This is a genomic window from Paenibacillus sp. FSL K6-0108, from assembly GCF_045040695.1.
Classification (GTDB): domain Bacteria; phylum Bacillota; class Bacilli; order Paenibacillales; family Paenibacillaceae; genus Paenibacillus; species Paenibacillus pabuli_B.
On sequence record NZ_CP150288.1, the window covers coordinates 611,643 to 626,742 of the forward strand.

Below are 15,100 nucleotides of genomic sequence, written 5' to 3' on the forward strand. Positions count from 1 at the left end.
GGTGGCAATGCATGTCATTGAATTCCAGAGTGCGGGGGCGAGATCCGTGGGCCTGCAAGCGGCAGGTGAACCTGTTGCTCCAATCTCAAAATTGTTGGAGGATGCAACCGTGCGGTGGAACGATCGTCCCGTGCTTTTGGCTGCAGGGGCATACATGCTGGCGACAGCCAGTCTGGTTGAACAAGAGCCTATAATTTGGCATGAAGCTGCAAGGGGGCTGTACCGTTGGGATCATTTACGTGTGGTGCTTGTGCAGGATCGGATGCTTGAGCCTTCCGGGATTCAGTTATACCGTGTACAGCTCAATTCGCTTACCGAGCCTCAGGAGTCCCACGAGTCCTGTAATGATAAGGGATCGACGACCTGGGACGACACTTTGAGAACAAGGTTGCTCCAATTTCGAGCCGAATTGTGCAAGGCTGGTTTGGAGCAGATGCGCAGACATCTGTCCGGTCGCATATCCGGCGGTCAGTCCACCCTTCAGCATCAACTGGTAAAAGGCATAGTCGCCGATGTTTTGACAACGCTTTACATGGCGGAAACGCTGCCTCAAGACCAATACCTGTCAGCGAAGCCAGACCTTCCGTTACGCCGGGTCCACGAGTGGATTCATCGGGAATTGGATGAGGCTTTCAGACAGATTCAGCGTTTGGGTGGAGGCTTTGGATTTTTGAGACAGGGTGTATCTTCCTATATATATACAGGCCAACTGGTGAAAAACATGCTGTTAACAGGCGAGGAGGATTATTGATGATTACACCGTCAACCATTGCGGTTTTTGAGCATGTCATGAAAGAGTACGCTGCGGAACTGCGCGATGTTGGTCTTGTAATTGACCGTGAGCCTGAACGGATTCATGAATTTTTGCATTTGCCTTCGATGAGGGCCATTAATCATATGATGATTCCGCCGGAGTATGGCGGTCAACCGATCGTAACCATAGGCAATGAACGATATTATGGACTCTCCTCCCTGGAGAGGGTGATCACTATTGAGAAGTTGTCCATAGGAGATGCCGGAGCTTTTCTGGGCGGACCGGGTCCTTCGATGTCCAGCATTGTCATGATGGATCTCGCCGATGAGGAACAGAAGGAACGTTTTTATAGCCATTTTCTGAAGGGCGCGTCATGGGCCTTTTTTGCCATGTCAGAGCCGGAAAAGGGCTCGGATGCCACGGACATAGGTACACGTATCACTCGTCATACCGGCGGGGAAATGGAGCTGAATGGCCATAAAATCTATATCGGTAATGGAAGCCGTGCACGGGTCGGACTTGTATTTGCCCAAACCAATCGAACACCTCTCGGCATTCAGATCGCGCTTGTTGATCCCGCGCTGAAGGGCTTTACGGCGACCCCACTGGATACGATGGGACTCTGTGCGCTGCAGATCAGTCATTTGAAGTTTGATAGCTTCCCGCTGGAAGAGAAGGATATCCTCGGTCGTCATCTTAGTCCTACCAAGCGGGGATTATGGGGAGCACTGCGTACATTTCATCGCATGCGCCCGAGCGTAGCAGCGTTGGCGCTTGGTGTCGCACAGGCTGCGTACGATTATGTGCTGGAGCACAGATCCATTTTCAAGGAGCGGGAGAAGATGGAGCTGGAGAGAATGGAGATGCGTCTGCATTCGCTTCGCAGCATGATTCGCAATGCGGCTGCAGAGATTGATCATGATGCCCAGAAAGGATATCTAGCTTCTCTTAGCAAAATTCGCGCAGCTGCGCTGGCCGAGGAAGCGACGGAATTGGCATTGGGCATGATGGGACCCGGTTCCATGATGGAACATCCCTTGCTGAACAAATGGTATCGCGATGCCAGAGCCTTTGAGTTTATGGAAGGGACAACGTCCATTCAGAAAATCAATGTGTTCCAAGCCTATGCCAACGGGAAGATGCAGCATGCCTGATACCTTTCACAATGCTGGCATCGACTCCATTTATGTGGATCATATCTGCTGGTTAACCGCGGAGGATCATCTATATACCCTGGACTGGCCAACGCCAGATGATTATTTTTACGTTTCGCCACACATATATATGGAAGATCACTATTATGGTCGCGTGGCAACGCTGACCCGTTCACTCATGGCAGATGGGAAGCGCCTGACTGCTGGTGATTTTGCGCTCATGGTGATGGAACGGTTATCTACGAAGGCGCACTGGGACTGGATGATTTTTGCACAGACTTGTCCCGAGCGTCATGCTCTGAATGCCCCGCTTGCCCGTATGCTCGAAACGGCAGCCTGGCATGTTGATTATCCCCTTGGGTTGTCACATATGGGTGCACTGGCCGGTACTGAAGCCATTCAGGCGGCTCAGTGGAGCATATGTCGGAAGGAGCGTGCTGCCATTGTACTGGTGGAACAGCGGGTACTTCATGACGATGATCAGACCGGGTACGGACTGAAAACCGAGGAGCTCGGCGATACGGCCGATATGGCGGTTGCCCTTCAGGCGTGCGCTGCTCAAGGCGCATTACAGGTAAGCTATGCCGGGAAAAGGATCATTCAGTCGAGCCAACCCGATTCTTTCACCTCCGAGGTCTTGGGTATTATCCGTGAACTGATGAATGGCTGGACAGCTGAACATATTATTCTTCAGTCGAAGCTGGGGCTGCACATGAGCGGCGGTTCCATTTTGCATATTAGCCCTGCCAAGACCGTTTGCGTGCCACATGCAGATTATCAGAGCGGGGATGTGTGGATACAGCTGGCGGATAAACTGCAGCGAGGCGTGATCAAACCGGGAGAAAGGGCTGTGCTCGTCTCGTGGGACGGCGATCGCTTGATATCCGCCTGCTGTGTAAATGTGATCCATCTGCCGCTGCTCAGCAGAATTGAAATAAATCAGGAAATCAGGACATCGTGAATTGTGGAGGTGAATCACCATGCAGGGGATCGATTATACGGCCGGTTCGATCCATCGTTTACTGTTACGAACTGCCGTTCCGATGCTGCTTGCTTCGCTGGTCAATGTAGTTACGCAACTGGCCAACGTCTTTTTCATGGGACATACGAGCCAGAGTGTTCTCTATGTTCTGTCGCTGTACATTCCGGTCTCCTTCGTTATGATTGCGATCATTGAAGCGATGCAGCTCTCGGTTCAGGTGGCGGTGGCACGCAGTCGTGCCGGAGGTTCACAGGCTTTTACACAGTTATTTGTCCATATGATGGGCAGTGCAGTGCTGCTTGCGATCCTTACGGGCGGCATTGTGATGCTTTTGGCACCTGCGCTGTCGTGGTTTTATGCCGTGCCTGCCGATATTGCTCCCATGTTTACGCTGTACGTGGGGGGCATGATGATCGCGAGCGTCCCGGCTGTTCTCGCAGCAGTAAGTGGTGCGGCTCTCCGGGGGCTGGGTCGGGTGCAAGCTGCTTCGTGGAATTCGGTAGGCGTGGCAATCCTGAATATTTCGCTTGTGTATATATTTGTATCCATGTTCGGACTAAATCTGAAAGGGATCGTGTATGCCAACTTGATCTCATCGACATTATCCTTGGTCATCTCCCTGTTAATTCTGTTCATTCGCAAAGAAGTAGTTATGGAACGCATTGTTTTTGCTAAAAAGCATTTTGTTGCCCTCAGGCATGTAGGGATTCCCGTTTTCATCTCATACTGCATGATTTTTCTAAGTACCTTTTTCTTCAATAAAATCGTTAGCCACTTTGGCGAAGGTGCGGTTGCCGGTTTTGGTGTTGGTTATCGAATCCAGACGATGGCGATTCTGCCTGGCATTGTAATTGGTTCGGCTATTGGCATCATGATCAATCATAATCTGCAGTCGCCCCATCGACCAAGAGCTTACGCAAGTTACCGTCAAGGACTGCTGCAATCCTTCGCTCTCTATGCAGTTCTTGCTACTGCAATCTGGGTATGGAGAGAACCGCTTACTGCATTCCTGATTGAAGACGCGGCATCTCGTGCGGAAGCCGCACGTTATCTTTCTGTGGTTGCTCTTTCCTATATTGGCATGGGCCCGATGATGACCACGTTGCTTACGATGGAACAGAGCGGGCGCGGGTATCAGGCCATGTTTCTTAATGCAATATATTTTCTGCTCATTATATTATTCGGTTGGGGACTGACTCGTCTGTTCAATCATGTTATTTATTTCTATGGCGTTATTGCTGGCATGAACGTTATAGGCATGTCTTTCTTCCTGCCTTTCATGCGGAGGTTAAAGCGGGATTATGTAGAGCCGTCAGCATACGAGACAGGGATGACAGAGCAAGAAGCAGCTCTTTCCAATTAGGGATATTCCACATGGACTTGACTCTAAACACGTACAGGAGGATCTTGCATGAAACATTCCGAACCTGCATATCTCATACGTCGCATCGGAGATACATGGATTGCTGCGGATGAGACATTCAGCCAGTTCTATGAACTTGAGCCTGAGCACACGCTGGAGCCGCGATTCCCTCCGGATTTGCCGGGGATTGAACCCCCGGAGGTCCCTTTTTTTTTGTATGAGCCACGTATCGGACAGCAGGTGCCCAAACTCTGTATCGTGGGCATTCCCTACTCCGGTGGAACAAGCTTGGAGCATTCCTCCGTATCCGGATTTGCGCATGCATTACGTACAGAATCGTATAAGAAAATATTGTATCCGTCATTAAAAGAATCAGGGAATTCGGGATTATATGATATCGGAAATGGAATGCGCTTGCTTGAAGACGTAATCATGCAGGATTGGGGTTCTTGCCTTATGGATGAAACGGATAATCCTGCAGAACTGCCCTATATAAGAGGGATTGTCTCAGCTCTGGAGCATGCCAGAGAACATCAGGCGTTGCTGTGCTGCATAGGGGGTGATCATTCGATAACACATGGTGTGCTTCAACGGATGCCGAAGGCTGCAGGCAGCCGCAGGATTCTGGTTCAATTCGATGCGCATCATGATTGCGGCATTGATGCGATTCATCAGGAACTGCCCAGTCACTCCAATTTCGTTAGACATCTGTTGGAAGATGGGAATGTTGAGGCCGTTGTACAGATCGGTCTGCGCGGTCTTCGCTCGGCGGATCAAATGTACAGGCATCCGGGTCTGATGCAGATATCAGCGGAGCAAATGACACCGGAGAAGGTACGCAGCGTTCTGAATGAGGTTCGGGAGAGATACGATATCGATTCAGCTTACCTGACCTTTGATCTGGATTGTCTTGATCCTGGAAGCTTTCCTTATGTTGATTTTCCCATTGGTGGAGGGCCAACCTGGCAAAACATTCGAAATTGCGTTGTTGCAGCGCTGGAGGTTCCGCTTCCTTATCTCGGTATGGATATGGTTGAAGGACAGGGTGTGCAATCGGACAGGCACATTCCAGGACAATACGAGTTGGCGCTTCGCATGCTGGCTTATATGCTGGATGGGCTTGACCGGAATCGTCGCCGATTTGCTGCGCCTGTCGACGGGGATGCAGTCAGGGAAGGTATACTGTCGGGAACGGGAGCATTCATGAATAATGGGACAAAGGAGACGCGATGATGAAGGATTTGCGATCATTATATACGTTTCACCGGGAACAGGTAAGGGATCAGCTCGACAAGGAAAAGACAGACGGTATTCAACTGGGCTACTTCTACGCGTTGATGAATATTGTTAAGGAGCTTGCACCGCTTCAGCCGCCAACATCTCCTGAGGCGATCTGGATGGATTATCTGGCTTTTTTGCGCACGATTGACGAACACAAAAAAAGTCCGTTTTCCTTTATGGAGTGGGATGAGGTAGAGGGACGAGAGCATCTGAGGAGCACGCTTGAGGAAGGTGGGGCGTTGTTGACATGGCATTATGGTTTTGTCAGACATAATATGATTACAATTGGACAGGAAATCCGCGCAGGGCATGTAAAAGCCAAACTCCCCTTTTACCTGGTAGCGGAGCAAGGTACCGTGGAGCAGGAGCATAAGCTGCAGGCCTGGAACTCCATTCGGCAGTATGCTGGAGCTGAGCTGCTTAATGCAGAGGATGAAATGATTGGTATCCGGTTGTACTCCCATTTGCGGAAGGGAGGTTCGTTCAATCTTTTTGTCGATGGACAGACCGGATTCAATGCGGATAACCGCGCAGTGGAACTTCCTTTTCTTAGCTCGCGGATTCGGACGAGGAGCGGAATATTTCGCATTTTGGCGAAGACCCGCAAGCCGGTTTGTCCCTATTTTATGACGTTAACCGAAGATTTCCGTTCCAAGATCGTCTTTCTGCCTCCTTTCACATTGGAAGAGGATATTCAGGTATCAGCAGAACGCGTATATGAGCCGTTTCGTGCTCAGCTGTGGAAGCAGCCTGCACTCTGGAGATTTTGGGATCGGCACCATCAGCAGGTTATTCGCTGGAAAGAGGATGAGATTCCGATTCGTTCCAATGAAGCAGAGAGTCGGTTGGACTGGTTCTCCAGACCGTTGGATGGATTCGGTCAGCTTGGGCTGAATACCGAGAGTGGCATGATCTACAATTTGGGTTAGCCGCCAGATAAGGGGGAGCAGGATGCAGTCATTCATTACAGAGCAGCGCCATCAGCTGTCGGTTCATGTGATGCCAACACGCCAATATGCAAGCCGCTACATCCATCTCAGTATTGTTAACGAACAGGAGAGAATTCCTGCAGCAGTGTTTATGGTCATTGTTCGTCTGCTGCTTCATCCATGGCCAGGCTTGTTGGACAAAAGACAGCTGCGCCAGCATTTATGGAACCTTTATGCGGACGAGCCCAGATGCCATTTTGAGTACAAGGGGGATGCTCAGCTAGCGTGTGTCCGTTTGCGTACTCCCGGAGGTGTGCTACCCCAGCCAGAGGCGCGAACGAAGGATGCGCTGGAACTGCTTGCGGAGCTAATGCTGTGGCCAGCCTCCGAGGGTGGTTTTGATTTTGATGAGATGCAGGTACAGGAAGAGATCAGGTGGGCAGAGCATCACGCCGGTTACGATGTCTCTGAATGGGACATGGTAGTGCGGGGGCGTTGTATGGAATGGCTGGGATTTGCTGAACGAGGCAGAATTACAGAGCTTGAGAAGCTTCGGCATTGTGTTCGCGAGGGTGAACTGCTGCAATGGTATAGAGAGGTGCTGCGTTGTCCAATCCATGTTCATGTTATCGGCGATTTCGAGCCCGATCCCATGATAGCGCTTGTCCTATCTACATTTCGGACATTGGATGAAGCTGTGGGAGGCATGAATGACAAGCGGGCCACGATTGTAACAGGAGACCAACAGTCTGCTGGGCCGCGGGAAGAAGGCGAATTGATGATGGAGCTAATGGATGTACAGCAATGCAAAATTAATGTGGCCTTTGCGACTGGAGTAGATTATGGGGCCTCGAACTATCCTGCCTTGTTTCTTTTTCATTCGCTGTTTGGCGCCACACCAGCTTCAAGGCTCCAGCATGGACTTCGTCAACAAAAGCAATGGGTATACCAGATCTACAGCACACTGGATGATTACCGCGGAACGCTTCATGTGACAACGGGAACAAGCAGCGGATATGCAACAGAGGTTCTAGAAGCGATCGATGAGGAGTGGTTGAAATTATGCGACGGAGACATCCGTCAGCAGGAGCTGCACCGAGCGATTCAGAATGTGATGCATTATGTGCAGGTAGGCTACGATCTGCCTGAGCAGGTTGTCACCCTCCATATCGATCGACTGCTCAATCAGGTCCATATGACCACCCCGCAATTTCTGGATGCCATAGCGGGCGTGACTTCCGAGCAAGTGGCAGAGGTGGCTTCCGGATTAAAAAAAGCAGTAACTTGGATTTTATATCCTGAGAGCGAATATTCGGCATAGGTGTAGGAGGAGTATCATGAATATTGCTGTAAATGCCGCGCCCATTCAGCGGCGCTTGTCCAATGGCCTCTATGTCAGCATCTTCCCTGAGCCCCATTTCCATCATACCTTCGTTTCCTGGTCCGTGTCTTATGGATCGATTCATGATGCTGCACTGCCAGGAAGGGCTCATTTTCTGGAGCACATGTTGTTCTACAATCCGGATGAGCAGCCCGTAAAACCAATGTTTCATGCTCTTGGGGCCTCAACGTCTGCATTGACACGTTATGATGTAACAACATATCAGATGGCCTGTACAAGCCAGTTTGAGCAAAGTATGGAGCTGTTCATCCGGATGCTGGCAACACCACATTTTACTCCGATACATATTGAAAAGGAACGAGCAGCCATCCATCAGGAACTGTCCATGTATGAAGATAAGCCATCCTGGCGAGCCTTGCAGCAGCTGACTCAGATGATGTATGGCCATAACCACCCCATAACAGCGGATGTTGCTGGTACACCGGACAGTCTGTATCAAATGACACCGGACGAACTGAATACTGCCTACAACGATTATTATTCTACGGAAAACATGGCGGTAGCTGTGGCAGGTCCTATTGAACCGGAGGCTGTTACCGAAATGCTGGAGCAATTTCCGGTGAGAGAGCATGGAACAGCTGCTCTTCATGGTGTGGTCCCATTAGACCGAAGGGGTGGAGAGTCCGGTGAACGATATCTGGAACTTGAGAGCGGATTGTCCCTGCCGCTTGTGAGATTCGGATTTCGGGCCGAGAGTGGGGTGCGGTTAAAAGATCAGGTTGCCTGTATGATCGGGATTGAAGCGCTTTTGGGTGAAACTTCCGATTTCCATGCAGCGTGTACCACATCGGGTCTTCTCGGCAAAGGAGCCGCATGGGACCATTATTATCGTCAGGAGTTTGCATTTTCGAATGCTTGCGGTTATTCAACAGACCCAGGTTCATTACTTGCCCGGATTGAGGAGCAGTGTGATCGTATTCAGGAGGGTACCCTACCCCTGAACAATCTGGAGAATGCACGAATGACATGGCTAAGCCGGTATTATGCAGATATGGATTCACTCAAACAGCGATGCATGCATGTATCAGAGCATAAAGTGATTGGACGGGACTACATGCAGATCGGTACGTATGTATCGGAAATGACAGAAGAGGAGATTATAAGTGGTTTGAGAAAAGTGGCAGCGCCTGCCAATTTGCGAATGGTTGTTTTGCGCTAGCTGCAAAGCGGGCTTATGAAGGGATTTGGATGATTCGTTGATATCACAGAGCATGTCGTTTTTGTATACAGCGCGGGAGTAGTGAAGTTATAGGAGGGACAGGTTCATGCCGAATGCCGGGAAAACGGAGATCCATCTCTGGAAGCAAGTTCTTCCTATAAGTGAGGATCAGATACAGTCAGCGGTGACGATCACTCAAGCTGCACTTGCTCCAGAAGAACAGCAGCGGATGGCCAGAATCGGGAAAGTTTCCCTGCTTGAGGCCTATGGCTGGATGTCGTCAAGGCTTTTCCTGCGAAGTGTGCTGGCACAATACATGCAGCTGCATGCACAGGATATTCAATTCAATTATGGCATCTCTGGAAAGCCATATGTTCAGGGCGGGCCCCGGTTCAGTCTATCGCATACGAGGGGTCTGTGTGTTCTGGCAGTCACGTCCAGTATCGCAGAGCTTGGTGTTGATGTTGAATGGATGCGTCCACTATTGCGGCAGCAAGCTATCATTGATCGATTTTTGACCGTGGAGGAGCAGGGTTATATTCTAAATGGTGTTCGAAAAGGGCAAGAGCCTTCCCGTCTGTTATGGGAGATGCTTACACGCAAGGAGGCTTGGATCAAAGCCTCAGGTCAAGCACTGTGCGGACAATGGAGAACGCTCAATACGGTGGATGAGAGTTTGGCTAAGGCGAACCAGGTTGAGCGAGAGAAACACCCCTATATGCTTTGCGATTTAGATGTGGGTACAGGGTATATCGCCGCGTTAAGTTTGGAAGGAAAAATGAAACCGTCCATCCGTTGGATGTCATTGAGTTGAATTTAAATGGAAAATAACTTACATACCTCTTGTACAAACAATGGATGTACATATAATATAGACAAATATACCCTTAATTTACCACTGTTAGATACTTAGTTCATACTCAAGGAGGTTTGTCATGATTCAGTTTCCCAAACCGGATGTAGAACAGTATTTCCAGACGTATCGCATCTCCCATTTTGCCGTATCGTCTGACGAGAAACGTTTGTTTTTTGACAGCAATTTAAACGGCCAGCCCAATATCTGGGCCATGGATCTGCCGGGTGGTTACCCGTATCCATTGACGTATCTGAATCAGAGCAGCCAGTTTATCAAACCAGACCCACAAGGACGTCATATTCTCACGGCGTTTGATCGGGACGGAGACGAGAATTATCATCTGTATGCCCTTAAACCGGAAGGAGGCGTGCCGTTTCCTGTTGTGCCGGCAAAGCTGAATGATCGATGTTATTACGCCCACTTATCCGAGGATGGACAGCGTCTTTATTATATGACAAGTAAGGATAACCCAAACTATCTCAATTCACGCCGAATTAACCTGGAAACGGGAGAGGATGAACTTCTGCATCAGGGGGAAGAGGTCACAAGCAATCTGGTTGCTGTGAGTCCAGATGAACAAGCCTATGTGGTTCTGGATGTATACTCCAATACCTACCAGACAGCACACGTGTATCGGAACGGTGAGTCAGAATCCATTATTCCGGTCTCCGAGCGGCAGAGTCAGGTTTCAGATGTCCTGTTTGCAGACAATAATCGGCTGCTGATGATTACCAATGATAACGAACCGTACACCTATGTGGCCGAATACCGGCTGGACACTCATGAGTTTCGTCCTCTGTGCAAAGTGGAGGGAGAAGACGTGGATATCATCCGCTGGCATAAGGATTCAGAGACGTTATACTTCTGGACGTTTACAGGTCCCGAGAATCGGATGTACGCGCTGGACAAAGGTTCCGAGCAGCCTCGACGTGTAGACATGCCTCTGGATACGATAGATCATGTGACGGTTACCAAGGCTGGCAACGTGTACATTTTGGGGCGTGGAGCTATCCAACCGCATAATATCTATCGGCTGATGGCAGGAAGTGAGTCCTGGGAGCCGTTGACTGCCAATCGGGTCACAGGGCTTGATCCGAGTGATCTCGTCTACCCGGATGTCATTCGATATAACTCTTATGACGGATTGGAGATCGAAGCACTTTTTTTCAAAGCGAAGCCGGAACAGGCTAATGGTTACACGGTATTTTGGCCGCATGGCGGGCCGCAGGCATCGGAAGCGAAATTCTTCCGTCCGATGTTCCAAATGATGCTGGCACAGGGTTATCATATTTTTGCTCCGAACTTTCGGGGAAGCACTGGCTATGGCGCCGAGTTTGGCAAAATGGTCGAAAGGGACTGGGGCGAGGGCCCAAGGCTGGACTGTGTGGCTGGTATTAACTGGCTGTTTGACGAGGGGATCTCCTCACCGGATCGCCTGTTCGTGGTAGGGGGCAGTTACGGCGGATATATGACCTTGCTGCTGGCAGGGCGTCACCCAGAGTTGTTCCGCGCTGCGGTCGATATTTTTGGACCGAGCAACCTGTTTACCTTCCTGGAATCCGTACCGGAAGACTGGAAACCGATGATGGACAACTGGCTGGGTGATCCGGTCCGGGACCGTGAACGCTTAACGAAGGATTCACCGATTACGTATCTCGACCAGATGGTCAACCCGATGCTTGTCATTCAAGGGGCCAATGATCCAAGGGTTGTCAAGGCGGAATCCGATCAGATCGTGGCCGCGCTGCAGGGGAAAGGGGTAGACGTCGAGTATATCGTTCTGGATGATGAAGGCCATGGCTTCTCCAGAAAAACGAATGAGATTCTTGTTTACCGACGGATGCTGGAATTTTTGCAGAAACATCAGGAAGTGCCGGTTGCACAACCGTAATTCATATGAGTGTATGACCGAATTAATTGTATCGATGTGTGAAGAAACCGCCAGGAGGAGAGAGAGTAGTCTCTTCTTTCTGGCGGTTTTTGGTATGCTAGTCCAACAAAGCAATAACCGAATCCATGTAATGCTCCGCCCAATGTGCAAAAGGCATATCTGCTGGCCAGGTCACTTGGCCTGTTGCTTTGAATTCACCCCATAACAAAATGCGTTGATAAAGCAGATGCACCCTAAGACGTGTGGCAAAGTGCTGGCATCGCTCCGTATCTGCTGCGCAGACAACATCCCGATAACCGTGAAGGAATCGTTTGGCAAGCTCGGGTTGGCCTTCGCGTATATACATGGCTACCATTTTGGTTAGGTCAGCTGTGCCGTCTCCAAAATAGGCCGTCGTAAAATCAAACAGACCACTAATCTCCCAGTCGGAAGCAAGGCTTCCATTCTTCTGAATCACAAAGTTCTCGACCTTAAAATCCCCCATCACAAATCCGGGAACAGGCATGGAGTGAAAAGCAGGTTCGGCTTGTCTCAATTGTTCATCTACCCACTGTATATCGTCGTCTGTTATCACGGAGTACTTGGCTGCATCCTGCAGCCAGTGATGGATTGTCCCATAGAGCCAGTCCAGATATTTGCCCGCAAAGGGAACAATCTGCTTCGCTACAGGATCATACTCTCCCGCGTCAGGGACCTTCCAACGGTGCAGTTCTGCCAAGGAGTGGGCAAGCATCGTAGCGATATTCTCCTGATCCTCCTGTGACAGAGAAGCCTGTAATGACAGATCATGCAGATGCATTCCAGGTAATCGGGGCATGATGGCGTAGCTCCAGCCCAGTAGATCGGTATCTTCATGCAGCAAATATGGATCAGGCACAGGAATGCTGGTGTGTGTTTTCAACTGCTCAACGAAGAATTGCTCTTCCTGGAGTTGTCCTGCATATAATGGATTGCCTTTCAAAATATATTCTCCCTCTGAAGAGCGAATATAAAGTGTCTGACCCATTACACCCTCTTCGGTTCGCTTATAATCGATAAGTGTACCCAGATTGAAATCATGAAGCACCTTTTGCAAGGATGCTTGCTCAATCTCACCAAGTTTATTGGAGCCGAAATAAATACGAGTTGTCATATGCTCCTCCTGCGGTCTCAGTCTTCATCCTCGTCTTCAGACAGATCAAACGTGTCGGCATCAACTAGTCCACGAATAAAAGTCTCAAAATTGGGTGCCAAATATGTAATCTCATAATCGTCTTCCTGATCCACATGAACCACGGCAGGTTCGCCCTCAGGGCCGCAGAATCGATAATCCAGCATCACCACATCATGTCCAGCAGACGGACAATCGCAGATGACGATACCGAGATCAGGGTATCCCCAATCTTCGATCATGAACCGACTTCCGAACTCTCCTCCAATGGAATACATCTTCTCCCGGCCGATCCCCATAATACTAGAAATCTCAATATGATCCTCAGCCCAGGAAGTTGCTTTTTCGGTCGGGAACACAGTTCGTGTAGGGATTCCGCCGTTTTGGGTATTCATAAGCTGAATATAGGAAGTGGGGAGCTTGTAACCCAATTCGTGTTCAATCGATACAATCGTGGCTTCGTCAAAGGGAGCCGACACATGGTTATCTCGTGCATAATCACTCTGCTCCCAGAATGTCGCTGGGTCGTACGTTCCTGAAGCAGCACGAAGATGGTTCAACGTGCCACGCTGCTCCCATTCTGTCATTTGTTCTTCATGGCGTTGTCGATCCCGCCGCATCTTCTCGGCGAAAGGTCGAACCTGACTTAGAAATTCAAGGGTTGATTCATCATGTGGCTGAAGTTCGTTAGCTCTCTCAAAAGCCAGTAGTGCTTGTTCATAGTTGGCGATATAACAGTACGCGTACCCTAAGCGATATTGCCAGAGCGGGTCGTTTACCCCTTGCTCCTCGACAGACAACAAATGTTGAACGGCTTCGCGGTAACGTGCATCATTGTTATACGCTCTGGCGAGTTGTCCAATTAGCTCATAATCTCGCTCTGATTCAGGGATTTGTTGAATACGTTTAATAATGAGACCGAACTGGTCCTGTTCATGCCATTTGTTTAGTTGTTCCAGAAGTTCTCTTTCCATCACTACGCCTCATTTCAATAGGGGAATGTGAACCTATTTCCATTATATCTTACAAGCTGGCAGGATGGATGGGTACAGTATCCTATCCATTTGTATAGAAAAAACACTCCCACAAGCAGAAAGCCATCAAGACATTTCAACAAGGGGAGTGTTTGTGTATTTTTACAAATCGTCAAATCCGTTATCATCGCCGACTTTGCCGTAGTTACGGGACTTGGCTTCGAAGAAGTCTGTTTTGGTAGCATTCAATGCTTCGTCGGAGAAAGGTTTGATCCAAGGCATGCAGTTCACATCTACGCCTTCGTAGGCTTTTTCCATACCCATCAAACGCAAACGTTTGTTAGCGATATATTTGATATAGTCTTCCAACTCGTTCAGGTCAATCCCGCGTACGTTGCTGAGTGTGTAGTGTGCCCAGTTCGTTTCAAGTTCAACGGCACGATTGATCGTTGTGTACACATAGTCCATGTTCTCAGGTGTGTTCAGTTCAGGGAAGTCTACCAGCAGTTGTTTGAATACTTCAGCGAAGAAGTAACAGTGCTGGTTCTCATCGCGCTGAATATAAGAGATCATTTGGCTGGTTGCCATCATCTTCTGGTCCCGGGCCAGGTTATAGAAGAAGGCAAATGTACTATAGAAGAAAATGCCTTCAAGTACCAAATCAGCTACCATCGCCTGGAAGAACGTCTGTGGAGACGGATTATCCCGGAAGGTTTGGTAAATATCAGCGATGAAGCGGTTGCGGTCAAGCAGAACCGGATCATGTTTCCAATATTCAAAAATTTCCTTTTGCTCCCGATCGGATACGATGGAGGACAGGACGTACGAGTACGATTGGTTGTGTACAACTTCCTGTTGTCCGATAATTGCCGAGATCGCTTCCAGTGAGGAATCCGTGAAATAACGTTTCACGTCACCTACAAACATGGTTTGCATGGAGTCCAATACAGCGAGCAGTGAAATGTTGACTTTAAATGTACGCTGTTCTTCCGGGTCCAATTGGGCAAATTGGGAAGCATCTTTGGACATTGGAATTTCATCAGCGATCCAGTGGTTGAGCAGCAGGACTTTGTACAGTTTGTACATATGAGGCATACGAATATCGTTCCAGTTCAGAATGCCTGAGCATTCCCCTTCAATGATACGGGTAGACTGGTTAGGCGCTTCGGTATTGAAAATTTTCTGCAATTGCATAATCCGTTCAC

Annotated in this window: 13 protein-coding genes; 10 read left to right on the top strand and 3 right to left on the bottom strand. The window is 49.3% G+C overall.

Features of this window, described 5'->3' with window-relative positions; genetic code table 11:
• Positions 1–7 precede the first annotated feature (7 nt).
• The 10 genes from MHB49_RS03035 to MHB49_RS03080 all read left to right on the top strand — a co-directional run bounded on the left by MHB49_RS03035 (position 8) and on the right by MHB49_RS03080 (position 11,771).
• Positions 8–751: a hypothetical protein gene (locus MHB49_RS03035; RefSeq protein WP_405154976.1), complete on the top strand. Its 744-nt coding sequence runs from the start codon at positions 8–10 to the stop codon at positions 749–751.
• Positions 751–1,908, top strand: coding sequence for an acyl-CoA dehydrogenase family protein (locus tag MHB49_RS03040; protein WP_405154977.1), 1,158 nt, complete (start codon positions 751–753; stop codon positions 1,906–1,908). The genes MHB49_RS03035 and MHB49_RS03040 overlap by 1 nt, the downstream gene beginning before the upstream one ends.
• Positions 1,901–2,869, top strand: coding sequence for a hypothetical protein (locus tag MHB49_RS03045; protein WP_405154978.1), 969 nt, complete (start codon positions 1,901–1,903; stop codon positions 2,867–2,869). Before MHB49_RS03040 ends, MHB49_RS03045 begins: the two co-directional genes overlap by 8 nt.
• A gap of 19 nt (positions 2,870–2,888) precedes the next feature.
• On the top strand, positions 2,889–4,253 hold the full coding sequence (locus tag MHB49_RS03050) for an MATE family efflux transporter (RefSeq protein WP_405154979.1): 1,365 nt from the start codon (positions 2,889–2,891) through the stop codon (positions 4,251–4,253).
• 48 nt (positions 4,254–4,301) lie between these two features.
• Positions 4,302–5,486, top strand: coding sequence for an arginase family protein (locus tag MHB49_RS03055; RefSeq protein WP_405154980.1), 1,185 nt, complete (start codon positions 4,302–4,304; stop codon positions 5,484–5,486).
• Positions 5,483–6,463 (top strand): hypothetical protein, encoded by a 981-nt coding sequence (locus tag MHB49_RS03060; RefSeq protein ID WP_405154981.1) that lies wholly within the window; start codon positions 5,483–5,485, stop codon positions 6,461–6,463. The genes MHB49_RS03055 and MHB49_RS03060 overlap by 4 nt, the downstream gene beginning before the upstream one ends.
• Positions 6,464–6,485: 22 nt before the next feature.
• Positions 6,486–7,784 carry a M16 family metallopeptidase gene (locus MHB49_RS03065; RefSeq protein ID WP_405154982.1) on the top strand — a complete coding sequence of 433 codons (1,299 nt, stop codon included), beginning with the start codon at positions 6,486–6,488 and terminating at the stop codon, positions 7,782–7,784.
• A gap of 16 nt (positions 7,785–7,800) precedes the next feature.
• Entirely contained in the window at positions 7,801–9,024 is a 1,224-nt protein-coding gene (locus MHB49_RS03070; protein WP_405154983.1) for a M16 family metallopeptidase, read from the top strand.
• Positions 9,025–9,130: 106 nt separating this feature from the next.
• On the top strand, positions 9,131–9,838 hold the full coding sequence (locus tag MHB49_RS03075) for a 4'-phosphopantetheinyl transferase family protein (RefSeq protein WP_405154984.1): 708 nt from the start codon (positions 9,131–9,133) through the stop codon (positions 9,836–9,838).
• Positions 9,839–9,959: 121 nt separating this feature from the next.
• Positions 9,960–11,771, top strand: coding sequence for a S9 family peptidase (locus MHB49_RS03080; protein ID WP_405154985.1), 1,812 nt, complete (start codon positions 9,960–9,962; stop codon positions 11,769–11,771).
• A 97-nt stretch (positions 11,772–11,868) separates the two neighbouring features.
• Here MHB49_RS03080 and MHB49_RS03085 read toward each other — a convergent pair whose 3' ends face one another.
• The 3 genes from MHB49_RS03085 to MHB49_RS03095 form a co-directional block, all read right to left on the bottom strand.
• Entirely contained in the window at positions 11,869–12,903 is a 1,035-nt protein-coding gene (locus MHB49_RS03085; RefSeq protein WP_405154986.1) for a phosphotransferase family protein, read from the bottom strand.
• 17 nt (positions 12,904–12,920) lie between these two features.
• Positions 12,921–13,895: an SMI1/KNR4 family protein gene (locus MHB49_RS03090; RefSeq protein ID WP_405154987.1), complete on the bottom strand. Its 975-nt coding sequence runs from the start codon at positions 13,893–13,895 to the stop codon at positions 12,921–12,923.
• A gap of 162 nt (positions 13,896–14,057) precedes the next feature.
• Complete coding sequence (locus MHB49_RS03095; RefSeq protein ID WP_247900531.1) at positions 14,058–15,089, bottom strand: ribonucleotide-diphosphate reductase subunit beta; 1,032 nt, start codon at positions 15,087–15,089, stop codon at positions 14,058–14,060.
• Between the last annotated feature and the right edge of the window lie 11 nt (positions 15,090–15,100).